19 protein-coding genes are annotated in these 23,851 nt (G+C 66.1%); 8 read left to right on the top strand and 11 right to left on the bottom strand.

The genetic code is table 11. The annotated features are described in order from the left end of the window. Positions 1-185 precede the first annotated feature (185 nt). On the top strand, positions 186-695 hold the full coding sequence (locus tag Q4I23_RS02525; protein WP_498525199.1) for a DUF1003 domain-containing protein: 510 nt from the start codon (positions 186-188) through the stop codon (positions 693-695). 18 nt (positions 696-713) lie between these two features. Here the strand turns inward: Q4I23_RS02525 and Q4I23_RS02520 are convergent, their stop codons facing one another. Genes Q4I23_RS02520 through Q4I23_RS02495 form a run of 6 tightly spaced genes read right to left on the bottom strand, consistent with a single transcriptional unit; the run spans position 714 to position 7,616 of the window. Further along, complete coding sequence (locus tag Q4I23_RS02520) at positions 714-1,811, bottom strand: CgeB family protein (protein WP_498525198.1); 1,098 nt, start codon at positions 1,809-1,811, stop codon at positions 714-716. Next, positions 1,808-2,902: a CgeB family protein gene (locus Q4I23_RS02515; protein WP_498525197.1), complete on the bottom strand. Its 1,095-nt coding sequence runs from the start codon at positions 2,900-2,902 to the stop codon at positions 1,808-1,810. The genes Q4I23_RS02520 and Q4I23_RS02515 overlap by 4 nt, the downstream gene beginning before the upstream one ends. Then, positions 2,899-4,023, bottom strand: a complete 1,125-nt coding sequence (locus Q4I23_RS02510; RefSeq protein WP_498525196.1) for a CgeB family protein — start codon at positions 4,021-4,023, stop codon at positions 2,899-2,901. The genes Q4I23_RS02515 and Q4I23_RS02510 overlap by 4 nt, the downstream gene beginning before the upstream one ends. Next, a complete protein-coding gene (locus tag Q4I23_RS02505; protein ID WP_498525195.1) occupies positions 4,020-5,114 on the bottom strand; it encodes a glycosyltransferase family 4 protein in 1,095 nt (364 codons plus the stop codon). Before Q4I23_RS02505 ends, Q4I23_RS02510 begins: the two co-directional genes overlap by 4 nt. A gap of 44 nt (positions 5,115-5,158) precedes the next feature. Beyond that, the gene (locus tag Q4I23_RS02500) at positions 5,159-6,466 is read right to left on the bottom strand and encodes a TIGR04295 family B12-binding domain-containing radical SAM protein (RefSeq protein WP_498525194.1); all 1,308 of its coding nucleotides are present in this window, start codon (positions 6,464-6,466) and stop codon (positions 5,159-5,161) included. 37 nt (positions 6,467-6,503) lie between these two features. Next, the gene (locus Q4I23_RS02495; protein WP_498525193.1) at positions 6,504-7,616 is read right to left on the bottom strand and encodes an NAD-dependent epimerase/dehydratase family protein; all 1,113 of its coding nucleotides are present in this window, start codon (positions 7,614-7,616) and stop codon (positions 6,504-6,506) included. Positions 7,617-7,928: 312 nt separating this feature from the next. Between Q4I23_RS02495 and Q4I23_RS02490 the strand changes: the two genes are divergently transcribed. The 5 genes from Q4I23_RS02490 to Q4I23_RS02470 are packed head-to-tail and all read left to right on the top strand — an operon-like array spanning position 7,929 to position 13,168. Further along, positions 7,929-9,032, top strand: a complete 1,104-nt coding sequence (locus Q4I23_RS02490) for an inositol-3-phosphate synthase (protein WP_498525192.1) — start codon at positions 7,929-7,931, stop codon at positions 9,030-9,032. An 8-nt stretch (positions 9,033-9,040) separates the two neighbouring features. Beyond that, positions 9,041-9,637, top strand: a complete 597-nt coding sequence (locus tag Q4I23_RS02485; protein ID WP_498525191.1) for a histidine phosphatase family protein — start codon at positions 9,041-9,043, stop codon at positions 9,635-9,637. Further along, complete coding sequence (locus Q4I23_RS02480; protein WP_498525190.1) at positions 9,634-10,449, top strand: TIGR04290 family methyltransferase; 816 nt, start codon at positions 9,634-9,636, stop codon at positions 10,447-10,449. Before Q4I23_RS02485 ends, Q4I23_RS02480 begins: the two co-directional genes overlap by 4 nt. Next, positions 10,446-11,372, top strand: a complete 927-nt coding sequence (locus tag Q4I23_RS02475; protein WP_498525189.1) for a beta-xylosidase — start codon at positions 10,446-10,448, stop codon at positions 11,370-11,372. Before Q4I23_RS02480 ends, Q4I23_RS02475 begins: the two co-directional genes overlap by 4 nt. A 44-nt stretch (positions 11,373-11,416) precedes the next feature. Then, positions 11,417-13,168, top strand: coding sequence for a hypothetical protein (locus Q4I23_RS02470; protein ID WP_498525188.1), 1,752 nt, complete (start codon positions 11,417-11,419; stop codon positions 13,166-13,168). Between the two features lie 99 nt (positions 13,169-13,267). On the opposite strand, the gene Q4I23_RS02465 is transcribed toward Q4I23_RS02470, so the two are convergent. The 5 genes from Q4I23_RS02465 to Q4I23_RS02445 all read right to left on the bottom strand — a co-directional run bounded on the left by Q4I23_RS02465 (position 13,268) and on the right by Q4I23_RS02445 (position 21,785). Next, the gene (locus Q4I23_RS02465) at positions 13,268-14,350 is read right to left on the bottom strand and encodes a potassium channel family protein (protein WP_498525187.1); all 1,083 of its coding nucleotides are present in this window, start codon (positions 14,348-14,350) and stop codon (positions 13,268-13,270) included. Between the two features lie 92 nt (positions 14,351-14,442). Beyond that, the gene (locus Q4I23_RS02460) at positions 14,443-17,688 is read right to left on the bottom strand and encodes a DEAD/DEAH box helicase (RefSeq protein WP_498525186.1); all 3,246 of its coding nucleotides are present in this window, start codon (positions 17,686-17,688) and stop codon (positions 14,443-14,445) included. A gap of 244 nt (positions 17,689-17,932) precedes the next feature. After that, a complete protein-coding gene (locus Q4I23_RS02455; protein ID WP_498525185.1) occupies positions 17,933-18,862 on the bottom strand; it encodes a YsnF/AvaK domain-containing protein in 930 nt (309 codons plus the stop codon). 4 nt (positions 18,863-18,866) lie between these two features. Beyond that, positions 18,867-19,283, bottom strand: a complete 417-nt coding sequence (locus Q4I23_RS02450; protein ID WP_237906636.1) for a YsnF/AvaK domain-containing protein — start codon at positions 19,281-19,283, stop codon at positions 18,867-18,869. A gap of 543 nt (positions 19,284-19,826) precedes the next feature. Next, a complete protein-coding gene (locus Q4I23_RS02445; RefSeq protein WP_498525184.1) occupies positions 19,827-21,785 on the bottom strand; it encodes a hybrid sensor histidine kinase/response regulator in 1,959 nt (652 codons plus the stop codon). Between the two features lie 357 nt (positions 21,786-22,142). On the opposite strand from Q4I23_RS02445, the gene Q4I23_RS02440 reads away from it, so the two are divergent. Together Q4I23_RS02440 and Q4I23_RS02435 are read left to right on the top strand one after the other, a co-directional pair. Next, positions 22,143-22,793, top strand: coding sequence for a TetR/AcrR family transcriptional regulator (locus Q4I23_RS02440; RefSeq protein ID WP_454019788.1), 651 nt, complete (start codon positions 22,143-22,145; stop codon positions 22,791-22,793). After that, positions 22,790-23,662, top strand: a complete 873-nt coding sequence (locus tag Q4I23_RS02435) for a CPBP family intramembrane glutamic endopeptidase (RefSeq protein ID WP_454019787.1) — start codon at positions 22,790-22,792, stop codon at positions 23,660-23,662. The genes Q4I23_RS02440 and Q4I23_RS02435 overlap by 4 nt, the downstream gene beginning before the upstream one ends. The last annotated feature ends 189 nt before the right edge of the window (positions 23,663-23,851 follow it).

Here is a 23,851-nt window from a genome sequence, read left to right as displayed (position 1 = left end):
CATCACAAAGCCCCTTTCCTGGGCTTTGAATCACAACGGTTCCCTTCAGGAAAGGCTCTTTATGGGTCCGGACCCTAGGCAAGGCAGACGCCATGAACACACAACCGTCCCAGCATGGCGGAGATCGCGCGGAGACGTCCGCAAGCCCACCAACCTACCCGCCACCATCCCCCGGCTTGAGCGCCGTGCTCGAGCGGAACATCCAGGCGCTGCACCAGCGCAGGGAACGGGAGGAGGTCGAGGCGACCGCGGAGGAGCGGATTGCCGACGCGATCACCCGCTTCACCGGCAGCATGACGTTCGTTTATCTGCATTTGGCATTCTTTGGTTTTTGGATCATCGCCAACCTGGGGTGGGTGCCCGGCGTTCCGCGCTGGGATCCCTCCTTCGTCGTCCTGGCGATGATTGCGTCCGTGGAGGCCATCTTTCTGTCCACCTTCGTGCTCATCAGCCAGAATCGGATGTCCGAGGTCGCCAGCAAGCGGGCTGATCTCGATCTGCAAATCAGCCTGTTGGCGGAGCACGAAATCACCAAACTGACGGCCCTGGTGTCGTCCATGGCCGATCACATGGGGGTGAAGACGGACGTTGACTCCGATCTGGACATCATCAAGCAGGATGTCGCCCCCGAAGCGGTGCTCGACCAGATCGAGGCCAAGAAGTCTCCGAAGAAGCCCACGGACCGGGAGCCGTGATGGGCTGTTTGCGCCGCATCATTGAAAGGGCAGTGCCGCACTGGTGTTGTGGCCGGCCCTTCGCATCGCGCACTCCAGTTCCCGTTCCAACATTTCCGCGCGATGCGCGGCGGTGTGGTGTTTCAGGATTCGCTGCCGCGCCCTTGCGCCCATCGCTTGGCGGGTGTCCTCGTCCAGTTGGTGAAGGGCGTGCAGAACGTCGTCGGACGTGTGGGCGAGGATGATCTCCCGGTTCGGCTCCAGCAGCGCGTCGAGGCCGTCCCAACAGTCGGAGATGATCGGAGTGGCGCAGGCGGCCGCCTCGAACAGCCGGACGCTGGGGCTGTGGCCGGCGCGGATCATGTCCTCGCGCGTCACGTTCAAGGTGAAGCGGCTGGCCGCATAGAAGGCGGGATGCTCGGCTGGAGGAACATGATGCCGACGTTCGACATTTCCGGGCCAGGCGATCCCGTCGGGGTATTGCGGACCGGCGACGACGAAGCGCAGCAACGGCGCACGCCGGGCCGGCTCCAGCAGCAACCGTTCCAGCGTCGGTTGCCGGTCGGGGCTGTAGGTGCCGAGATAGCTCAGATCCCAGCGCTTGGGCGTGGGCAGGGGCGCGTAGGCGTCGGCATCCACGGAGCAATGGAGCGCGCGCGCCGCCGGAGAGCCGTAGCGGGATTCCAGCCGCTTCAGCGTCGGTCCGCCCGTGAAGGAGAAATACACGTCATAGCCGGGAATGAGGGCAGGGGAGAGATACTCCTCATCGCCGCGTTCCAGCTTCGCCAGGGTCACCGGCGTGTCGATGTCGTAGAAGGCGACGATCCCCTGCGCGGTTTCCTGCGCCCAGCGGCCGACGGCGACGCCGTCGGGCACGTAGGAACCGACGAGCACCGCGTCGGCCTCCTCGACCGTTCCGGCCCACCGTCGCAAGCCAGGGAGATCCTCGTAGAAGGCCAGCCGGCAATAGCCGGGATCGGCGAGATCGCGATTCTGCGCGTACCAGGGAACGTCGCGCTCCAGGAACAGGATGTCGTGGCCGCGTGCGGCGAACGCCTTGAGAAGGGCGCGGAAGGTGGTGGCGTGGCCGTTGCCCCAGGAAGAGGACAGGCTCAGCCCCAGGACGACGAGCTTCACGCCGCGCTCCTTTCCCGCAGCGCCGCCAGGGCGTCGCGCAGCAACACGTCGACCTCCGCGCCGCGCCGCGCGTAGGTGTGTTCCGCAAGGGCGCGACGCCGCGCGGCGTCGCCGATGGCGCGGGCACGGGCCGGGGTGAGGGCGCGCAGATGATCGGTCACGTCCTGGCCGTCGCGGGCGACGAGGATCTCCTCGTCCGGGGTGAGGAACCATTCGACCCCCGTCCAAGCGTCGGTGATCAGGCAGGCCGCCGCTCCGGCGGCCTCGAACACCCGCGTGGCGGGCGAGAAGCCGACCTCGGCCATGCTGTCGCGGGCGATGTTCAGAACCGCCAGCGCCGAGCTGTTGAAGGTGTTGTGGTCGGCGGTGCCGACATGGCCGATGTGGGTGACGTTGGCCGGCAGCCCCTTCGTCTCCCAGCCACTGCCACCGATGATGTAGCGCCCTTGCGGGTTGTGCGCGGCGGGCTCCAGGAAGAAGCGTTCCACCCGTTCCTCGCGGTCGGGCAGCCGGTTGCCAAGAAAGCTGAGATCGGCGGCGAACTGCGGTTGGGGAGGTGCCGGCTGGTGCGTCGCCGGGTCCAGCGCGTTGTAGATGGGGCGGCACAGGCGGGCGCCCATCGCCTCGTAGGTCGCGACCACCGGCGGGCCGCCGCCATAGGTCAGCACGGCGTCGATCCGCGGCAGCCGGTGGCGCAGGGGATGGTCCGGCGCCTGCCGAAGCTCGGCCAGGGTGGCGGGAGCGTCGACATCCCAATAGACACGCAGAGCGTTGGGACTGGCGGCATCCATCACGCCATCGAGCAACTCCTCGTCGAAGACGCCGACGCCGCTCGCCTTCACCACCACGTCGGCCTCGGCGGCGCGGGCGATCACGGTGCGGCAGGCTTCGGCGGTAGCCTCGTACACCACGACGCTGGCCCAGCCGGGTGGCTCGATGTCTCGGTGCTTCTGGCGGTCGAAGGCGTCCGGTTCGTAGAAGGTGACGTTCCAACCCCGCTTGGCGAGTTCGCTCAGCATGCCGCGATAGTAGGTGGCGGCGCCGTTCCAGTAGGAGGAAAGCAGGCTTGAACCGTAGAAGGCCATCTTCATCGGACAGGCTCCAGCATCGAAGAGGGAGTGGGCGTGCCAGCCAGAGCGGCGGCGATGGCGAGCAGCTCACTGGCACGGTGGGCGCAGGTGTGGCGGGCGCGGATCGTTTCCAGGCCGTTGCGGACCAACGCCGCGCGGAGGTCGACGTCGCTGTCCAAGGCACGCAGATGGGCGGTCATATGGGCACCGTCGCGGGCGACCAGGAAATCCGTTCCCGGTCGGAACAGGCCTTCGCAATCGCTCCACGGCGCGCTGACCAATGGGATGCCGCAGGCCAGCGCCTCGAACACGCGGATGGTCGGGATGCCTGGCAGGGATTCGACGTAGAAACGGCGCGGCACATGAACGGTGACCCGATGGCGGGCGAAGGTCGCGGGGGCGCGGACGTTGGGCAGCCAGCCCTTGTAGGCGATGCCGTGCCGCTTCAGCGTCGCCAGGGCTTCGGCGGGGTAGCGCACGCCATAGACGTCCAGAGGCAGACCCGCGGCGCGGGTGGGAGCGAACAGAAAGCTCCCCAGCTCCTTCGTCCGCTCGCCATCGCCCCAATTGCCGATCCACACCGCTCCGCTGCGCCGCTCCGCTCCGGACGGCGGGTGGAACAGCCGGATGTCGGCGGCTTCGTGCCAGACGAAGACCCGATCCTTCCAGCCCCAGCGCCGGTACACGGCGGCCAGAGTTTCGCCGAAGGCCAGGACGCCGTCGTAGCCGGAGAGATCGAAGGCGGAGATGGCCTTCGGATCACTGACCGCGCGATGGTGCGTGTCGTGGAACAGCAGGAGAAAGCGACCGCCCTGCGCCCGCGCCCGGCCCACCGCCGCGACCAGAGCCGGGTCGTTCCATTCATGGACAATGACCATATCGGCCCCGTCGCACAGCGCCGCCGCGTCGGCATCGGCCGTGAAGGTCAGCGAGGTCAGTTCCGGATAGGCGGTCCGGTAGGGCGCCAGCCCCGCTTCGCCATGATCGGCCAGCAGGTTCCGCAGGCTCCATGCGCCCTCCGGCTCGAAGACGCGGACCTCATGGCCGAGGATGATCAGCTCCCTCAGGACGCCGCGCAGGAAATGGGCGTTGCCGTGGTTCCAGCAGGACGCCAGCGAATGGGTGAAATAGACGATCTTCACGCGACGGCCTCCTTGCAGGAGGGGGTGGAAGTGTGGCGGGCCAGCACGCTGCGGTAGAGACTGCGCATGCCGGAGGCCATCGACTCCATGCCGTATTGCCCGGCCTTGAGCCGCGCCGCCTCGCCGAGGCGCCCCGCCTCCCCCGGATCGTCCAGCAGGCGGCGGATCGTTGCGGCGAGGGCTGCGCTGTCCCTCGGCTCCACGAAGAGTGCGGCGCCGTCCCACAGCTCGCGGAAGGTCGCAATGTCCGACAGCACCAGCGCACAGCCGGCCTGCGCGGCTTCAAGCACCGTCAGGCCGAACGGTTCGTAGAGCGCGGCGGAAGCGAAGACCGGTGCCCGTGCCAGCCACGTCGCGACCGACGCCGCATCCAGGCGCCCGAGCGCCGTGGCGTGACACAGGCTCCGGCGATGCCCGCCCGGACCCTCCAACGAGCCGGCGGCGACCACCGGTGCCTCCAGCAGCGCCGCCGCCGCGTCCAGCGTTGCGATGTTCTTTCCATCGTCCCACAAGCGTCCGGCGGTGAAGACGAAACGCTCCCGTCCGCCCGGCCCACCGCCTGGAGGAGGACGGCGTCCGTTGCGCACCACGACCGGTGGCGGCAAACCATAGGCGGCGGCGGTGGCCTGCGCGAAGGCGGCGCTCGGCGCCGCCAGCGCATCGCAGGCTTGGTAGCCCCGCGCCAGAACCTCGATCCGCCAGAGAAAGTCGCCCGGCAGGGCGCCGCCGCGCAGGGTGGCCCACCACGTCGCCAGACAGGAATGGCAGACCCCCACGACCGGAACCGTGAATCCGGCGTCCGCCGCCAGGGCCGGGCTGTTGAGGTGGACGAGATCCACCTCCAACCGCTGAGCGAGCGTTCCCAGCGCTTCGGCACCGCGCCGGATCGCGGCCGGGTCCTCCGCCATCCAGTCCAGCGGGAGGCCGGTGTCGATCAGCTCCAGGCCGGGGATGGCGCGCGCCGCCGCGGTCTGGTCATCCTGCGGTGACGGCCCAAGCACCGCCAGCGTAACGCGCAGGCCGCCTGCCGCCAGTTCCTGCGCGAGGTCGAGCGCGTAGGTCCACACTCCGCCCACGCTGTCCGCCGTCATCAACAGATGCGCGGGGGCTGGATGCGCGGGGGCTGCCGGGGGCGTCACCGGCAACCGCATGCGGCCTCCAGCTCATGCAAGGGCAGGGGCTCCTCCTCCTGAATGTCGCTCAGTCGCGCGAATTGGCGCAGATAGTGCTCGTGCGCCCTTTCCCATGCCCGGTCGTCCGGTTCGCCCCACAGGCGGCGGTAATCGGGCGAAGCGGGGTAGGGGTAGAGCGGCACCGGATCGTTGGCCCAGACGCCGGCACCGTGCAGCCTCTCCCGCCATCGCGCGACGAGCCCGGCGTCGTCGCCGGCCATGGCGATCAGGTTGGCCTGGACGAAGGGCACGCTGCGCCGGGCGTGGATCAGGCGGTCGGCCAGCGCGTCGGTGCTCATGCGGCAGTTCTTGTCGAGCGCCGCGCGGCCCTTCTCGGTCAGGCTTTCCACCCCGGCCTCGATCGACACGCAGCCGGCGGCCCCCAGGAGATCCAGCAGATCGGGCTTCCACAGGTCGATGCGGGTCTGGATGCCGAACTCGACCGGACGCTCCACCAGCGCTTCCAACAGATCACGGCGGGGCAGGAAGATCTCGTCGATGAAATAGACGTAGCGCACGCCGGCGGCGGTCAGCCGATCGATCTCCTCCAGCACGACGGCGGTGTCGCGGCGTCGGTACTGATCGCGGAAGTCGATCTTGGCGCAGAAGGAACAGGTGTAGGGGCAACCGCGCGACGCCTCGACTTCGGCCCCCGCACCGAGCGGTTCGGTGCCGTAGCGGTGGTGATGGTGGTGATGGCGGTTCAGCCATTCGGCGGGCCAGGACAGCGCCGGCAGATCGACGAAGCGGCCAGCGTGCGGGCCGCCGGTGACGACGGTTCCGCCGCCGCCGCGGAAGGCCAGCGCCGGAACGCCGTCCAACTCCGGCTGGCCGGAGTCCAACCGGTCGGCAAGCCGTCTCACGATCTCCTCGCATTCGCCCCGCACGACAACGTCCACGCCCAGCTTGTCCAGGGCTGCACCGGGGGTGGTCGATCCATGCGGCCCCACCGCGACGGTCCGGCCGCCGCGTCCATTCAGTGCCAGCAGGAAATCACGGGGGATTCGCAGCTCCGGCGGGGCACAACGCCAGAACAGGTAGGTCGGCGCGGTCGTCACCACGGTCATGCCGGGTGCGAAGCCGGCCACCCGATCCGCCAGTTCGCCGTTCGACAGTCCGGTCAACGGCCCGTCGAGCAGCAGGACCTCGTGTCCGGCCTGCTCCAGCAGCGCCTTGCCGTAGCCCAGTTCGAGGGGCAGATGCGGCTCGCGGCAGCCGAAATAGATGCTGTGCGCGAAGGTCCAAGCCGGGTTGACCAACGCCACACGCATCACGTCGCCTCCACCAAGGCCGGTCCGGTCCGGCGGTTCATGCCACCAGCCCCCGCGCTTCGAGTTCGCTCCGGGCCTCGACGACGCGGTCCTGCGCCTCCTGCCGGGCAACCCATTCGGCGAGTTCGGCCAGCCCACCGGCGAAATCCTGCCGCGGTTCGTAGTTCAGGACCGTCCGCGCCTTGCCCAGGTCGGGGATGTTGTGGCGGATGTCGCCGGCGCGGGCTTGGCCGGTGATCTCCGGCGTCAGGTCGGGCCGGCCCATCGAGGCGGCCTGGAGCCGCGCCACCTCCTCCACGGTGCGGTCCTCGCCGGACCCGATGTTGAAGACCTCGCCATTGGCGGCTAACTCGTCGAGCGCCAGCAGGACAGCGCGTGCCACGTCGCCGACATGCACGAAGTCGCGCCGCTGTTGGCCATCCTCGAAGATCATCGGTCGCTGACCGTTGGCGATGCGCGAGGCGAAGATCGCCAGCACCCCGGTGTAGGGGTTCGACAGCGCCTGCCCGGGGCCGTAGACGTTCCAAAGCCGCAATGCCGCCCCTTCCATCCCGTATTGGGCGGTGAGCGTCAGGGTCAGCCGCTCCTGCACGTATTTGCCGATGGCGTAGACGGACCTCAGGGCCGGGCGCTTGCTTTCCGGCGTGGGAACGGGGATCAGCGGCCGTCCGTCGCAATCCAGCGGGTCCCAGGAACCGTCGGGATTGCGCGTCCCGCGCACCACGTCCTCCATCGGCGTGCCGTCGGCGGTCCGGTACAGCCCCTCGCCGTAGATGCTCATCGAGGAGGCGACCACCACCCGGCGGACCGGTCGGTCGATCAACCGCTGGAAGAGCACGGCCGTCCCATGGTCGTTCACCGAGGTGTAGCGGCCCACCGCGTACATGCTCTGGCCGACACCGACCTCGGCGGCGAGGTGGATCACCGAATCCACTCCCTCCAGCGCCCGGCCGACCATGGCCTCGTCGCGTATGTCCCCAATCAGCAATTCGACGTCCGGGTCCAGTTCGTCGGGCCGCGTCCGAGTGGGATGGACTTGCGCGATCAGACTGTCGAGAAGCCGAACCCGGTCGCCGCGGGCGAGGAGTGCCCCGGCGACGTGGCGGCCGATGAAACCGGCGCCACCAGTGACAAGAACGGATTCTCCCACGAGCCCCTCCGCTGATGGACGGTGATGTTTGCGACTGCTATTTCTGATTGTGTTGGTTATGTATAAAATTGATAAGAATACCCATGATTCTTATTTTTAAAGGAATGCAAATTTTCGCTTACATGCGTGGGAAATCGTCATGTTCGCTTCGTGAAAAGAAGCGTGGTTGCGTCAATGTTAACACCGCCGTTTGATTTTCGACACCTTACCCAAAAGGCGTGGTCAGATTGGACGATCTTCCATCAATTATTTTTCCAAGATACAAATACCATTCCGGTTCATTAAGGAAATTTTCAGGACGAGGAGAATTTCGTGACTGGGAAAAAGCTGCGGGTGGCGATTGCCGGTGTTGGAAATTGCGCTTCATCCTTCGTGCAAGGTGTAAGCTATTATGCCGATGCTCACGCTAATGAGCCGCCGCCCGGGCTGATGACTCTCGATCTCGGTGGCTATCGAGTCAACGACATCGAAATGTCCGCCGCCTTCGACGTAAGCGCCGCCAAGGTCGGGCGGGATTTGTCCGACGCCATCTTTGCCCCTCCGAACAACACGTGTCGCTTCGCAAGCCCGCGTGCTTCGGGAGTGCAAGTGGAGCGAGGTCCGACACTGGACGGCATCGGCCGTTATCTGGCCGGTGACATTGAGGAGTCGGGGGAGGCGCCGGTTGCCATCGCCGAGTCCCTGCGCCGCTCAGGCACCGATATCCTGGTGTCTTACCTGCCGGTCGGTTCGCAGCGGGCCACGGAGTTCTATGCCGAGCAGGCGCTGGAGGCCGGCTGCGCCTTCGTCAACTGCATCCCGGTCTTCATAGCCTCCGACCCAAGCTGGGCGAAGCGGTTCGAGCGACGCGGCCTGCCGGTCATCGGCGACGACATCAAGAGCCAGATGGGTGCCACCATCATCCACCGCACGCTGGCAAACCTGTTCCGCGAGCGCGGCGTCCGGCTCGACCACACCTATCAGCTGAACTTCGGCGGCAACACCGACTTCAAGAACATGCTGGAACGCGAACGCCTGGAATCGAAGAAGATTTCGAAAACCCGCGCCGTCACCAGCCAATTGGACGTGCCGCTCGACGCGGACGACGTCCATATTGGCCCCAGCGATCATGTCCCCTGGCTGGCCGACCGGAAATGGGCGCACATCCGGCTGGAGGGCACCGCCTTCGGGGGCGTGCCCTTGAGCGTGGAACTGAAGCTGGAGGTCTGGGACAGCCCGAACTCCGCCGGCATCGTGATCGACGCGGTGCGCTGCGCCAAGCTGGCGCTGGACCGGAAGATGGCCGGGCCACTGATCGGACCGTCGAGCTACTTCATGAAATCGCCTCCCGAGCAGTTCACCGACCATGAAGCGCGCGAGCGCACGCTGCGCTTCATCGCCGGCGAGGCGGTGGACGGCCTGCGCTTCCGGGCGTGAGCGGCGGCGTGGAAACGATCCTGGTCCTGCTGCGTCACGCGTCGCACGACCGTCTGGGCTCCGTGTTGTGCGGACGCATGCCCGGTGTGACGCTGAGCGAGGCCGGCCGACGCGAGGCCGACGCGCTGGCCGGCATATTGGCGTGTCACCGGTTCGCCGCCGTGCTGTCCAGCCCGTTGGAACGCGCCGTGGAAACGGCGGCCGCCATCGCCGCGTCACAGGCCTTGGCCGTGGAGGTGGAGGAGGATCTCAACGAGCTTGATCTCGGCGCCTGGGCCGGCCTGCGCTTCGAGGACCTGCGCGGCGACCCGGCTTGGAATGTGTGGAACAGCGCGCGGTCGCACGCCCGCCCGCCTGGGGGCGAAACGATGCTGGAGGCACAGGCCCGGATGGCGCGCTGCATCGAGCGGCTGCGCCGCCGGTACGCCGGCCGGACCGTCGCGCTGGTCAGCCACGCCGACGTCATCAAGGCGGCACTGTCCCACGCTTTGGGGCTTTCCGTGGATTTCCACGCCCGCTTCGAGATCGCTCCGGCGTCCCGCAGCGTGCTGATCGCCGGGGAATGGGGCCTGAAGGTCCACAGCATCAACGAGGCGGCGGAATGACGAATCTGACGACCGACCAGATCCGCGCCCGGGTCGCCGCGCTGGGGGACTGGTTCCACAACATCGATCTGAACGGCGTCAGCACCGCCCCCGACCACTTCCTGCACGACTACCCGAACGTGAAGTGGCGGCGGTTCGCCCATGCGGTCCCGCAGGATCTGAGCGGCCTGACGGTGCTCGACATCGGCTGCAACGGTGGCTTCTATTCCATCGAGATGAAGCGGCGCGGCGCCGAGCGGGTGGTGGCAATCGACTTCGACGATCGTTATCTCGCACAGGCGCGCTTCGCCGCCGAAGTGACCCGCCAGGACATTGAGTTCCGCAAGCTGTCTGTTTACGACCTCGCAATGCTGGGCGAGCGGTTCGACGTCGTCATGTTCATGGGGGTGCTTTACCATCTGCGCCACCCGTTGCTGGCTCTCGATCTGATCCACGAGCATGCCGCCCGCGACCTGATGATCTTCCAATCGATGCAACGCGGCTCCGAGACGGTCGAGCCGGTGGGCATCGATTACGACTTCCGCCAGCAGGACCATTTCAACGCGCCCGGCTATCCGAAGCTGCATTTCATCGAACACCAGTATTCCGGCGACTGGACAAACTGGTGGGTCCCGAACGCCGCCTGCGCCGAGGCCATGCTGCGCAGCGCCGGCTTTCGGGTCGTCGAGCATCCGGAGCAGGAGGTCTATGTCTGCCGCCGCGCAGCACGGCCGACCGAGGCGGGCGCCGTCTATCCTGCCCGGCCCCCCACCGCCGCACCATTCGCCGGACGGGCACCGGCAAACCACGTCAGGACGGGAAGCCAGGGATGATCGAAGCCGCCAAGATCTGGAACGAGCCCAACAACAAGTCCCACTGGAATCCCGATCTCGATCCGGAATGGGATCGGTTCGCCCGCATGACGATCCTGTCCGGACAGGCGATCCGGGCGGAGAATGGCGCGCTCACGCGCGTGTTGGGCGGCATCTCGCCCATCGATCCCTCCTTCATCCGACGTCTGGACGAACGCGGCGCTCTGGACCATGTGGACGTGGTTGCGGTGCATGGCTTTCCGCTCGACTGGAATCTCTGGCAGATCCACGAATGGCCGGACAAGATCGAGGAGATTCGCGCCGTCACCGGCAAGCCGGTCTGGGTGACGGAGGCCGGCGTTTCGTCCTTCGGCGCCGAGGAGGTGCAGGCCTGGGGCGTCACCCGCACCGCGGAGCTGCTGATCGGCCGGGTTCCGCGCATTCACTGGTACAGCCTCTATGACCTGCCCAGCGCTTGGGAGGCGACGACGCGCCACAAGGAGGCGGAGGGCTCCTCCTACTACCGTCATTTCCATATGGGGCTGCTGCGGGCGGACGGCACGCCCAAGCCGGCGCTCGACGCCTACGCGCCCTATGCGGCCGAGATGGGGATTTGCCAATGGTTCCACTTCGAGGATCACCGGCTGGACGAGGCGGTGGCCTGGATGAAGCGGTTGGGTGTTCGGCACCTGCGCACCGGCCTGTCCTGGGCCGACAGCTTCCGGCCGAACGCGCTCGCCTGGTTCGACCGTCAGATGGAAGCGCTGGCCGATTTCGATGTCACCATAACTTTCTGCTTCACGCCCGAGCATCGTGGAATCGAACCGCACCACACCAGCCCGCCCCAGGTCGCCGAGGAGTTCGCGGATTTTTGCGCCGCTATGGTCCGCCGCTACGCCAGCACCGCTCCGGCCGCGCCGTTCCCCCTGCTGGCGATGGGATAGGAGGCGGTAGGCCAAGACACTTCGCCGCGCGGAGCGGTTGAACCATGCTGGTTTACGGCGATCGCGACCGTCTTGAGAACCCGTGCGTCGCCGTGGCGCGGATCGCCGCCGCCCATCGTACAGCCGTCGCCAAGCCTGACGGGCTGATCCTTCATGCCATGCTGGTGTCCTTGTTCATCGAGGCGGCGGAGCTTGCGCAGGGCCTCGCCGATGCGGAATTCGCGGCGCTGGGGGAGGACGATTGCACCCCGTGCCGCGATGCGGCGATGGCGGTCGTGATGGGGCTGGCCCGTGCCGTCGCCCGGTCCTGGCGCGGCGAGCCGCAGCCGGGCGCTTGCGCGCTGGCGGCTGAGCTGGAGACATTGTCGGCGCAACCCTTGCCCGAAACCGTGCGAATACGCCGATCCGAAGGCTATGCCTTCTATGGCCTCTATCCGGAAGCCTATCTGGAGGCTGCGGCCCGGCTTCCGCCGGATCTGCCCGCTCCGGTCGTCGTGATTGGCCTGCGCAGCATCGGGACCGGGCTGGCGGCGATGGCGGCGGTTGCGCTGGACGCTGCGCCTCCGGTCACTCTGCGTCCGATCGGTCATCCGTTCCAACGCGCCGTCCGCGTTTCGGCCCGCCTGCGGGCCGCCCTGCTGGCCGACGTGGGCGCGTCCTATGTGATCGTCGATGAAGGGCCGGGTCTGTCCGGCAGCTCGTTCGGCGCCGTCGCCGATTGGTTGGAGGCGGCGGGCGTACCGTCCCGGCGGATCGCGTTCCTTCCCAGCCATAAGGGCGATCCGGGACTGCGCTCATCCGACCAGCACCGCCGCCGCTGGGCCGAGGCGGTGCGTCCGGTGATCGACTTCAATGAACTGGTACACGCTGCGCATGGCCCGGTGCCGCCGTTGGAGCGCTGGTTCGAGGACACGCTCGGCCCTGCGGTCGCGCCGTTGCGCGATCTGTCAGGCGGCGCATGGCGGACGGCATCGGCGGATATTGCGGCGGATGCGGCGGACTGGCCGCCGGTCCATGCGCAGCAGGAACGCCGCAAATTCCTGTTGCGCACCGCCTCCGGCCCCTGGCTTTTGAAATTCGCCGGCCTCGGACGCCTGGGCGAGGCCAAGCTGGACCGGGCCCGCGCGTTGCATCAGGCGGGTTTCACGACGGAACCCATCGCGCTTCGGCACGGCTTCCTGGCGGAGCGTTGGTTGGGCGGCGCGCAACCGCCCTCCACCATGTCTCTGGAGCGCTTGGCCGATTATCTCCTGTTCCGCGCCCAACGCTTTCCGGCGGAGCGTGACACGGGCGCCAGCCTTCCGGACCTGCTGGCGATGGCGCGCGTGAACATCGGCGAAGCGCTTGGCGCCGCCGCGACCGTCTTCTTGGATCGCTGGACGCCGGACATACTGAGGGAGCTGAACGCCGGGGTCCGGCGCGTCGTCACCGACAACCGCCTTCACATCTGGGAGTGGCTGCGCACCACCGACGGCCGGTTGCTGAAGACCGACTCGCTCGATCATGCCGACGCGCATGACCTGATCGGCTGCCAGGACGTCGCTTGGGACGTGGCGGGGGCCATCGTCGAATTCGCCCTTCCGGGGGCGGAAGCCGACCGGTTGTGCGGCGCAGTGGGCGCTTCAAAGCGGCTGGTGGCCTTCCATCTTCCCTGCTATCTCGCCTTCCAGATCGGCTATTGGTCATTCGCCTCCTCCGATGCGGGAGCGGCGTCGATGCGCCGCTTCTACGAGGAGGCTTGGAAACGGCAAGCGGGCCGTGGTGGGCGCTCCCCACCTCCCGCCGTCACCCCCTAACCACCGCTTCGAGCATTACTTTCAGGCTTGGAGCGTTCCTGGCAATCGTGGCGTTCGTGCACAGCCGATCTGCGCAGGGTCATCGAAAACGAAGCGCGGTCATTGGCCTTCTGCCTTCTCGTCGCCGTGCGCCGGACTGATCACAAGCAGCAGGTCTCCGGGCTGGATGATATGGCGGTGACGTTCCGTGAAGGGAATGGCGCGGCCGTTGCTGTGGATCTGCACAACCACGCCGGCGGTCGTCTCCGCCATGGTCTTGCCGATTTCGTCCTGGGCCGCCAAGCGCTCCGTCAGCACCATTTGGCCACCCACCGACATCAGGTCGCACAGGAATGGCGTTGCATGGCTGGTTTCCACGGCGTCGGCCATGAGATAGCCACCGATCCTGGGCGGCGACACCACCAGGTCGGCGCCGCTCAGCTTGGCCAGCTTGATGTTCTCCTCCTGCTTGATGTTGCCCACGATTTTGGTGCCGGCGGACAGATGGCGGACGGTCAGGATCACCAGAATGGTGGTGTCGTCCCGGCCCGAGCTGACGATCACCGCCTTGGCGCTTCCCACGCAGGCCCGGGTCAGCATCTCTTCGCTGGTGGCGTCGCCGAGCAACCCGATGAACCCCGCCTCGGCCGCCAGCCGTATGCGTTCCTTCGACTGGTCGATCACGACGATCCGTTCGCCCGGATGTCCCTTGGCGACCGTCTCCTGCGCGGCGATGAGTCCACTGTGCCCAAAGCCGCACAGCACGATGTGCCCTTGCAGATGCTTCTGGATTCGGCTCATTCGGAAATCCTCGATGATCCGCTGCACGACGAATTCGTAGGCGGTGCCCAGGAAGATGAACCAGATGAAGATGCGGATGGGCGTGACCGCGAAGGCGTCGATCAGCCGTGCGGTATCGCTGACCGGAACGATGTCGCCGTAACCGACGGTGGTGACGGTGATCATCGCGAAGTAGAGGATGTCGGGGAAGCTGACATGGCCGTCGATCTGGTCCTTCAGGCCATCGCGGTCGAACCAGAACACCGCGATGACCAGGGCGATCAAGACGACAACGAGCCCGACACGAAGGGCGAGCGTCTGTTCCGCCGACATCCCGGAGCGGACATGAAGAACTCGGCCTCGCCGGGGCGCAGACTTGATCCGCCACGTCTCGTTGCCATTCTGCTCGCCAAGCTTCGGCATGGGTCATCCATCGGATCAGACACTCCCGGCCATCATAACGGGGGATTTCTCCGCATGGCTCCACAAGGTGGCCATGTGGAACGACTGTCCGCTCAGGCCGTGCCGATAGGCGGAAGCTGATCGAGCAGGGCGCGCGCATTGTCCAGGATCTCCGACGGTCCATCGGCGCCCAGCGCAAAGACGAGGCGGTCGTCTGTCCGGCGCACCTGTCCGGTCCACAGACGCTCCAGCGCCGCTTCGCGCACGGCCCGGCAGGGTGTGTCGTTCAGGGTCAGCGACACACCCGAGGGTCCGGCGGCCAGGGCTGCGACGCCCAGCCGCCGGCAACGCGCGCGGAGCACGGCGGCCGCCAGCAACAGCTCGACCTCCTCCGGCAACGGCCCGAAGCGGTCCTCGATCTCTTCGCGCAACGGTTCGGCCGCCGCTTCGTCGCGCAGACGCGAGAGGCGGCGGTGCAGGCCGATGCGCAAGTCCTCCTCCGGAAGGTAGGCGGCGGGAATGGTCTGCGGCACACCCAGGCGCAGTTCGGGGGCATCGTCCGTCGCGGCGCCGGCCAGCGCGCGGGCCAGCAAATGCTGGTACAGCTCGGTTCCGACCAACCGCAGATGGCCGCTCTGATCGGTTCCCAGAAGATCGCCCGCCCCGCGCTGGTCGAGATCGAGCACACTGAGGGCGAAGCCGCCGCCCAGGCTTTCGATCGCCTCGAGCGAGCCCAGCCGCCGCTCGGTTCGCTCGCCAAGCGGAGTGTCCGGATCGGTCAGCAGATAGGCGTAGGCCTGTGCTCCCCCGCGCCCGACCCGGCCGCGGAGCTGATGGAGCTGCCCGAGCCCGAACAGGTCGGGGCGGCGGATCACGATGGTGTTGGCGCGGGGTATGTCGATGCCGGTCTCGATGATGGGGGTTGAAACCAGCACGTCGACCGCTCCTTCCGCCACATCGAACATCACCTGATCAAGTTCGGCAATGGGGAGACGGCCGTGCGCGACGGCGACCGACAGACCAGGCGCGAGCGCGCGCACCTCGGCCTCCAGCGCCGGCAGGTCGGCGATCCGCGGTGCCACGCAGAAGCTCTGTCCGCCCCGCGCCTTTTCACGCAACAAGGCGGACCGCAGAACCGAAGGGTCATAGGGCGTGACCCGCGTGCGCACCGGGCGCCGCCGCACCGGGGGGGTATCGATGACGCTGACTCCCCGCAGTCCCGCCAGCGCCCCCTGCAGCGTCCGCGGAACCGGCGTGGCGCTGAGCGCCAGACAGTGGACGCCGGCCGAAAGCCGGGCCAACGCCCGCTTCTGCACGGTGCCGAAGCGCTGCTCCTCGTCGACGACGACCAGCGCCAAGTCGGCGAAGCGCACCGTCTTCGACAAAAGGGCATGCGTGCCGACCGCGATCGCCACCGACCCGTCGGCGAGGCCGTCGCGCACGGCTTTTGCGGCCGACGCCGCCATGCCGCCGGTCAACGGCTCGATGCGCAGGCCCAAACCGGCCAGCCGCCGTCGGAACACCTCCAAGTGCTGGCGGGCGAGCACGCTGGTCGGGGCAAGAACGGCAACCTGCCGGCCGGTGAAGGCGACTGCCGCCGCGGCGCGCAACGCCACTTCGGTCTTGCCGTAGCCGACGTCGGCGCAGACCAGATGATCCATGGGGTGCCCGCCGGCGAGTTCGGCCATCACGGCGCTGATGGCGCGCCGCTGGCCTGCGGTTTCCTCGTAGGGGAAGCGGGCAGCCATGCGCCGCATCGGTCCGGCCGGCGGCGCGATCACGGGGGCTTCCGTGCGGGCCCGGCGCTCGGCTTGGCGCACAAGGCTTTTCGCGGTTCGGCCGATCTCGCGCTCCAACTCCGCACGGCGGGTGATCCAATTTCCGCCCTTGAGCCCATCGAGGGCCACCCGGGCGTCGCCGCTGCCGTAGCGCCACACGCGGTCGAGGTCGGCCGCCGGCACCAGGAGCCGATTCTCGCGGGCATACTCCATCACCAAAACGTCTTCCGGCTGGCCTCCGGCCTCAACCGTTTCGAGCCCGCGCACCGCACCGATCCCGTAGTCGAGATGGACCGCAAGATCGTCGCACGATAGGTCGACGGGTGCCAGCGGGGTGGCCGGGCCGGCTCCGCCTTCCGGACGGGGGCGTTGGGCGAGCACCTTCACGCCGTCGAACGTGAAGCCCGCCGCGACCCGAAGCACCAGGGCTGTTGGCGTCACGGGAGGCCCATCCACCGGCCACCGGTCAAGCACCGGCACCGGCCGGCCGGTCGCCGCCGCCACCCGCTCCGCCATCCTGGCCGCGTCGGCGGCGTTCGCGGCGGCAATGATCACGGATTCACCCGCGGCAATCCTCTCCCCGGCGAGGCGGGCGAGGGTGCGTTCGGACACCGCCGGCGCCTCGCTGGACGAGGCTTGCCCGTCGGGCTCCAGGGTCAGTACCGCGCGTCCCCGCAACCCTATCTCCCACGCGTTGCGGTCGAGGTGCATGGCGGATGCGTCGGCGCCCTCCAACTCGTCGAACCACGCCTCCAGCCGGTCGCCAACCCCCTCGTCCATGACGACCGGACTGTCGGCAAGAAGCTCAAGCACGCTCGGCAAGCGGTCGTAGGCCAGGGGCAGCAGGCGCTCGAAGGCGTGGGGACGCCGTCCGGCGGCGAGTTCCTCCGCGAGCCCCGCAGCCGTTGGGTCTCTGCGGCTTTCCAGCCCTTGGATCAACCGTGCGACGATTTCCGGTGTCGCCGGGATTTCGGTCACCGGATGAACGGTGATCCGGTCGCAGTCGCCCGTCGAGCGCTGGCTTGCCGGATCAAAGGTCCGTATCCGTGCGACCCGGCCATCGACGATGTCGCAGCGGACGGGGCGGTCGGCGTCGCCCGGAAAGATCTCCACTACGGAACCGCGAAACGCGGCTTCCCCCGGTTCGTCGATCCGGTCGTCGAGGATGTAGCCGCCGGCAACGAGTCGGTTCCGCCAAGTCTCCTCCTCATAGGGTGTGCCCGCCGCGATGACCAACGCGACGTCGGGCCAGGCGTCGGGAGGCGGAAGACGCTGCAGCGCCGCCTCGGCGGTCGCCAGAACGAGCCGCTTGACGCCTTTGGCCGGTCGGGACAAGGCGGCGATGGCAGCGGCCCGTTGCCCGAGCACGGCCCGCGATGGCTGGCCCCGCTCGCCAAGGGGGACGTCCCAACCTGGAATAAGCACGACATCGAGGTCCGGCTCGGCGTCCCGGATCGCCCTGGCGAGCCGGACAGCCCGAGTGTCGCTGCGGGTCACGACCAATGGCGCCGCCTGTGAACAGGCGGCGCATCTGGCAAGCTCAATTGCCAGGGCGCCTTCGGCCGGGGCGGCGCAGGTCATTGACCGGTCCAAGCGGAAAGCGGCGCGGTCGGATTGCATCAAAGATGCAGAGTCAGGCATGGCACACTGCGTCAGGGGAAACAGGGATGGTTGGCTCTTAACAGCCGGACGCCCATTCATTCCCAACGGAGTGGGCAGATTCGTTGAACGTTCCGTACACGCTGCGCCCTGGTGGCCGGTCTATGTGCTGAACAAGGGGCGGCGACGGCCGCCCCTTTATTTTTGTGAAGCACCACTGTGAGCGTTACCGCTCGATGTCGTCCCGGCGTCCGGTGTTCTCCACCCCACTGCGCGACGTTCCGGTTCGGCTGTCCTCAACCTCAACCTCGGTACGGCGGACCGTATCCGACACGGTCTGGGCGCGTTCCTCGACATCCTTGCGGATGACCACCTCTTCCTTGACCACCGCGCGCTTCTGGACCACCGCCTCCTCGTCGGTTTCGCTCACCTCAATGGTACGTTCACGGAACGCGTCGGCCGGAACGTCTCCAACCTCGCGCATGATGGGGCGGCGCTCGACCGAAACCGTCTCGTCGCGCAGACGAACCTGCTCCTCGACCGGTGTTTCGGTCACATAGGTGCGCACGCGCACGACCCCGCGCTCCACGGCGCGCTTGCCGATGGACAATTCCTCTTCGGTGACCGGAACCACCTCTTCGCGACCGCTGCCAACCCCGGTGTTCATCGCAGCATCCGCCGTGGCGTCGGTCGTGTTCACGCTGCGGAATGCTTCGGCCGCGTTGCCGAGCTGGGCATTGCTTCCCGCCCCGCCAACCGCATAGCGTGCCCGCTCCTCGGCGGCCGACGCTTCGTCATATGGCGCGGCGGTCTCGTCGTAACCCGTCCATCCGGTCGAGCGGTACGCCTCGCCCCGGTGTTCAATATCGACAACGGTGCCGCGCTCCAGAACCGCGATGGCCCGGTCCACGTCCTCATCGTCCAACCGCAGCTTCAGAAGCGTGCCGCCACGCCGCATCCCCTCGGCATAGACGTGAGCATCGGTGTCCGGGACGTTCCAATTGCTCAGGCGGGACAGGAAGCCACCGCCGCCACCGGCGTCGCTGTGCGAGACGATCTCACCGACGCTGCGGTCGAAGCCCTCGGCTTCGAGATCCCGCAGGGCGGCTTCGGCGTCGGCGCGCGTATCGTAAAGGGCAATGATGGTCTTGTTCATGAGCCTAGTCCTCGTTGGGTTGGTCGGTCCTGGCACCACGCTCCCCAGGTTCGTCAATGAATTCGACGATGGCTTCTTCCGAACGGAGGGTGATCGGCTGCTCGGCTTGGACAGTGCTCGTGGTCTTGCGCAGATGGATCTCTTCCCGCAAAACCAGCCGACGTTCGACCACCAGCATCTCCTCAACGACCGGGATGATGGTTGTGGTGCCATCCTGGCGAATGTCCGGATGGGCATCGATGGCCCGGTTCACCGGCACCCGAACGATCTCGACATCCTCGCGCTTCAGCGCCTGCCGGACGAGTTCCTCATGCTCGGTGACCTTGGTGGTCACCCGCACACGACCGCGCTCGATCTGGCGCTTGCCAACCGAGGCGGTTTCCTCATGAAGCGGAACGACCTCTTCGCGGTCGCTGGCCATGACGCACCCTAGCGCAAGAAAAAGTACAGGAGGATCGCGAGCACAATCAGCCCGACGATGATCCATGTCCAATTGAGACCACCTGCGCTTGCGGCTTCATAAACACCGAACTTTTTGGGACCTCGATCGTTCGCCATGACGTCATCTCCGGCTGGGCCACTGGGGTCTTAACAGCAGCTCCTCTTCACCGTTCCAGTAAGGAAAGGAGAGATGAAAACAGGGCGTGGTTTTTTGGCCTGGATGGGCTGGGAGCCCAGCCGTCGTGGCCTTCAAACGGCGCAACGATGTGCAAAGACCAGATAAAAATGGCCCAACCGCACATCCGGCAACGTTGGTGAAAGAGGTCGGGTTCTACCCGCTCTCCGCCATTGCGAAAACGCTGCGACAGAGCCGGCAGCGCTGAGGCGGACGGAATCGGTCCCCTGTTGAACGTTACGATGCACCGTCTATGCGGCTGCACCCAACGCCACCAAGCCAGACGTCAACGGCGGCCTGATGGAGCAGGATTCCAGCTGAGCAGGAATGAGGCAGGTCGAAGAATTTTCAACCGCTGCGCAACATTGCATTCACCTGGGCGAGGAACTGGTCAATGGCAATGGGCTTGCTCAAAAGTCGTGTGTGTGGCGCCAGCAGTTCCTTGTCCAGGACGGAATTGCAGGCGTAGCCGGTCAAAAATATGATTTTCAGGTCCGGCCGCAATGACCGGGCTGTTTCCGCGACCCGTTGTCCTGTGATGCCTGGCAAGCCGACATCCGTTACCAGAAGGTCGATCCCCACCGGGGAGTTGAGAATGGTCAAGGCTTCGTTTCCATCCTCGGCCTCCAAGACCGTCGCCCCCTGCTCCCGGAGCGCCTCCACAAGCAGCATGCGGACAATCGGTTCGTCCTCCACCACCAGCACGGTTCCCGGCACCGGCTGCTGCGGCTGATCGGGGACCTTCACAGGGACGGAACCGAGATTTTCCGCTTGGTGAGAGCGAGGCAGGTACAGTTTCACGGAGGTTCCATGGCCCACTTCGCTGTCGATCCGGACATACCCGCCCGACTGACGGGCAAAGCCATAGATCTGGCTCAACCCCAGCCCCGTTCCCTGACCAAGCGGTTTCGTCGTGAAGAATGGTTCGAAGGCACGCTCGAGAACGTCCGGCGGCATGCCGGTGCCGGTGTCGGCCACCTCAAGCAGTGTGTAGTCGCCGGGCAGCACTCCGGTTTCCGAAGCCGCCGCGGTCGCATCCAGATGGATGTTGACGCCCTGGATGGTGAGTTGTCCGCCATGGGGCATTGCATCGCGGGCGTTGATGGCCAGGTTCAGCAGCGCAGCCTCGACCTGATTGGCGTCCGCCCAGATTGGCCACAGCTCGGGAGCCAGCCGTGTCTCGACCCGGATCGCCTCGCCGACCGAACGCTCGATCAGGTCCCGCAGTCCATCCACCAGCGTCTTGAGGTCGGTGCGCTCGGGTTGAAGCGGTTGTCGGCGGGAAAAGGCGAGCAGCCTCTGTGTCAGAGTCTTCGCCCGATCAACCGAGGTTCTGGCGGCGGTCACATACGCCTGGATGTCGCCTTGCCCCGTCATGAGCCGCCGTTCGATGACCTCCAGACTGCCGCCAATGGCCTGAAGCAAATTGTTGAAGTCGTGCGCGATGCCGCCGGTCAGTTGGCCCACGGCTTCCATCTTCTGCGCCTGGAAGAGTGCCGCACGGGTTTCTTCCAATGCTTCTTGCGCCAGCTTGCGTTCGGTGATGTCGCGGGTGACTTTGGCAAAACCGACGAGGCGCCCGTTGTCATCACGGATCGCGTCAATGACGACGCTGGCCCAGAAGCGGGTGCCATCCTTGCGGAGCCGCCAGCCTTCGGTTTCGAATTTTCCGGTTTGTTCAGCGGTACGCAACCCCTGCATCGGGACGCCGGTGGCGCAATCCTCGGCGGTGTAGAAGCGGGAGAAATGCTCTCCGATGATCTCCTCGGCAGCGTAGCCCTTCATTCGCTGGGCACCGGAATTCCAGTTCGTGATATGCCCGGTTGTATCGAGCATGAAGATCGCGTAGTCGATCACTCCCTGGACCAGCAGGCGAAAGCGTGCCTCGCTCTGTTGCAGAGCCTCCTGCGCCTGCTTGCGCTCGGTGACGTCGCGCGTGATCTTGGCAAACCCGATCAGCTTCCCGGTGTCGTCACGTATGGGATCAATGATGACGTGCGCCCAAAAGCGCGTGCCGTCCTTGCGAACCCGCCAACCTTCCGCCTCGAATTTTCCTTCGATCGAGGCGATGGAGAGCGCCCGCTGCGGCACTCCGGCACGCTGATCGTCATCGGTGTAGAAGCGCGAGAAAGGCTGGCCGATGATTTCCGCGGCCGTGTATCCCTTGAACCGCTGGACACCCGGATTCCAGCTGGTCACGATTCCGTGTGGGTCGAGCATGTAGATGGCGTAATCGTGGACGCTGTTGACGAGCAGTTCGAATCGCCGCTCGCCCGACAGCGGCTCACCGCCAACGCCGGTCGGCAACTCACTCTCCACTAAGATTCTCCGTAGGACGTCGAATGATGACAGCCATATTATCGCTGTTGCTGACGTTACTCAACGCCACCGCCCTTTGGGAAACCCAGGGCTGCTCGCAACTCGCACCAAGCCGCAAGTGCGCACACCGCCTGGGCATCGACCGACTTGCGACGCCGAGCAGACGGAGGTGGTTTCTTCGACGCTCAACGCTGCTCACCGGCATTTGGTGAAAGGGCCGTCCACCACATCAACTCGCCCGCCCTGGCGCTGTCGCGTAAGCACCGTCAACTCTCAACAACAGCTTGCCAGTCTGAGTGCAGGTGCGATAATGACTGACGGTCAGTCATATTCAAAGCGCATGTCATGCCACGCACGAGCAAGCCTGCCGATGTTCGATCGGCCGAAATCCTGAACGCAGCCGCCAAACTGTTCCGCCAGCATGGCGTCGGCGCGGTGTCGATCGACCAGATCGCTCGTGAGGCCGGTATCGCGAAGGGCACCTTCTATCTTCACTTCCAGTCCATGCGAGACCTGCTGGTGCGCATGGCAGAGGCGACGGTGACCGCCATGGCAGAGAACGTGGAGAGGGCCATTGCAATGTCCGAAAGCTCGCCGCACGAAACGCTGGTCCTCGCATTGACAGCGCTGAAAGCGGTGGAAGCGGATAATGCACCGCTGATGCAGGCACTCGATCACCCGGACAATATCGAACTGCAGGAGCGGGCCAACATCGCGTTGGTCCTCAAGGTCGGCCCCCTGATCGCCAGTGTAATCGATCACGGCTGTAAAACCGGGGATTTCGCCGTCGAGGATCCGCTGTCGACCATTCAGTTCATTCTCGCTGGACAGGCCTTTCTGCTCGGGAACCCGCGCTTCGGCTGGTCACAGGACGAGCATGGCATGCGGCTGATGGCGACGCTGCATCTGACCGAACGCGCGCTCGGCGCGCGCCCGGACAGTCTCGTCTCGGCATTTCTGGCCGTTTTGGCCGGAGCGGGAAGGGTGCAATCATGACCGAAGATCAGATCATTCAACGCTACAACCGCCCTTGGACTTTTTATACCCTCGCCACGTTGGGCTCATGGACGGCCTGGGGTGGCGCGGTGTGGCTGAGCCATCGGGACGGAATCGGCCCTGCCGGCCTGACAACGGTGGCAGTGCTTTTGTTGCTCGGTCTGCTCTTTCCGTTCCTCACCGCTTGGCGGTTGACGCGAGGTGACCTGGTTCTGCGCAACGACTTGGGTCGCCGTCTGGTCCGGCCCGACTGGCGGCAGCTGCGCCTTGCGACGCTGGGCGCGGGCATCATGCTCGGAAGCATCCTGATTGCGCAGGCTCTTTCCCTTCTGCTCGGCTACAGCACCGAACAATTCCGTTTTGCGGCCCATGCGTCCTTTTCCGCTGGCATCCTGCCGGGCTGGTTCCCGTTGGTTCTGGCGCCGATCATCGAGGAGTTGAGCTGGCATTCCTACGGGACCGACTGCCTTAGGCGCAGCATGACGCTGTTCTGGACCTCGATCGTTTTCGCCTTCTATTGGACGGTCTGGCATGCACCACTCGGCATGGTCGCTCATTATTATCAGGCGCAAATCGCCGAAAGCGGCTGTATTCACACGCTGAACTTCGCGTTGAGCCTGTTCCCGTTCGTGTTGATTATGAATTGGCTCTATTACCGTGCGAATCGCAGCATCCTTGTCGCCATCGTATTCCACCTGAGCGCAGGTCTGTTCAACGAGCTGTTCCAAACTCACCCGGACACCAAGATAATCCAGACGGGACTTCTCTTCGCGTTGACTGTGGCAATCGTCATCGCCGATCCACAATTTTTTTTTGGCAAGACGGTTCATGGCATGCCCTCGGTTAGCCCGTTTCGACAGTTTGGCTAACGGGGGATGGGTCTGGGGCGGCGGCGGCTGGGGTCCTTGCATGAAAGTGCGCAAACTGTCCGGGATGTGAGAGGGCAGGGTTAACGTGAGCTCCGTCGCGCCCCAGCGCTCCTTTCTGCGCCCTTGTATGACAGGCCCAGTCCATATTTAACCCTGGACGGCTGGTGACAGCCTGTCGTCCGGGTTGAC

It is taken from the genome of Azospirillum sp. UFLA03-27 (genome assembly GCF_059803775.1).
Note: the sequence above shows the minus strand (reverse complement) of the source record. Positions and strands in the feature narration are given on the sequence as shown.

What these genes read in the sequence shown, in the direction of transcription:
- Q4I23_RS02505 (WP_498525195.1), bottom strand. Translation starts at nt 5,114, where the DNA reads ATGACGGCGGACAGCGTGGGCGGAGTGTGGACCTACGCGCTCGACCTC.
- Q4I23_RS02435 (WP_454019787.1), top strand. Translation starts at nt 22,790, where the DNA reads ATGACCGAAGATCAGATCATTCAACGCTACAACCGCCCTTGGACTTTT.
- Q4I23_RS02480 (WP_498525190.1), top strand. Translation starts at nt 9,634, where the DNA reads ATGACGAATCTGACGACCGACCAGATCCGCGCCCGGGTCGCCGCGCTG.
- Q4I23_RS02455 (WP_498525185.1), bottom strand. Translation starts at nt 18,862, where the DNA reads ATGAACAAGACCATCATTGCCCTTTACGATACGCGCGCCGACGCCGAA.
- Q4I23_RS02450 (WP_237906636.1), bottom strand. Translation starts at nt 19,283, where the DNA reads ATGGCCAGCGACCGCGAAGAGGTCGTTCCGCTTCATGAGGAAACCGCC.
- Q4I23_RS02475 (WP_498525189.1), top strand. Translation starts at nt 10,446, where the DNA reads ATGATCGAAGCCGCCAAGATCTGGAACGAGCCCAACAACAAGTCCCAC.
- Q4I23_RS02515 (WP_498525197.1), bottom strand. Translation starts at nt 2,902, where the DNA reads ATGAAGATGGCCTTCTACGGTTCAAGCCTGCTTTCCTCCTACTGGAAC.
- Q4I23_RS02470 (WP_498525188.1), top strand. Translation starts at nt 11,417, where the DNA reads ATGCTGGTTTACGGCGATCGCGACCGTCTTGAGAACCCGTGCGTCGCC.
- Q4I23_RS02465 (WP_498525187.1), bottom strand. Translation starts at nt 14,350, where the DNA reads ATGCCGAAGCTTGGCGAGCAGAATGGCAACGAGACGTGGCGGATCAAG.
- Q4I23_RS02460 (WP_498525186.1), bottom strand. Translation starts at nt 17,688, where the DNA reads ATGACCTGCGCCGCCCCGGCCGAAGGCGCCCTGGCAATTGAGCTTGCC.
- Q4I23_RS02440 (WP_454019788.1), top strand. Translation starts at nt 22,143, where the DNA reads ATGCCACGCACGAGCAAGCCTGCCGATGTTCGATCGGCCGAAATCCTG.
- Q4I23_RS02500 (WP_498525194.1), bottom strand. Translation starts at nt 6,466, where the DNA reads ATGCGTGTGGCGTTGGTCAACCCGGCTTGGACCTTCGCGCACAGCATC.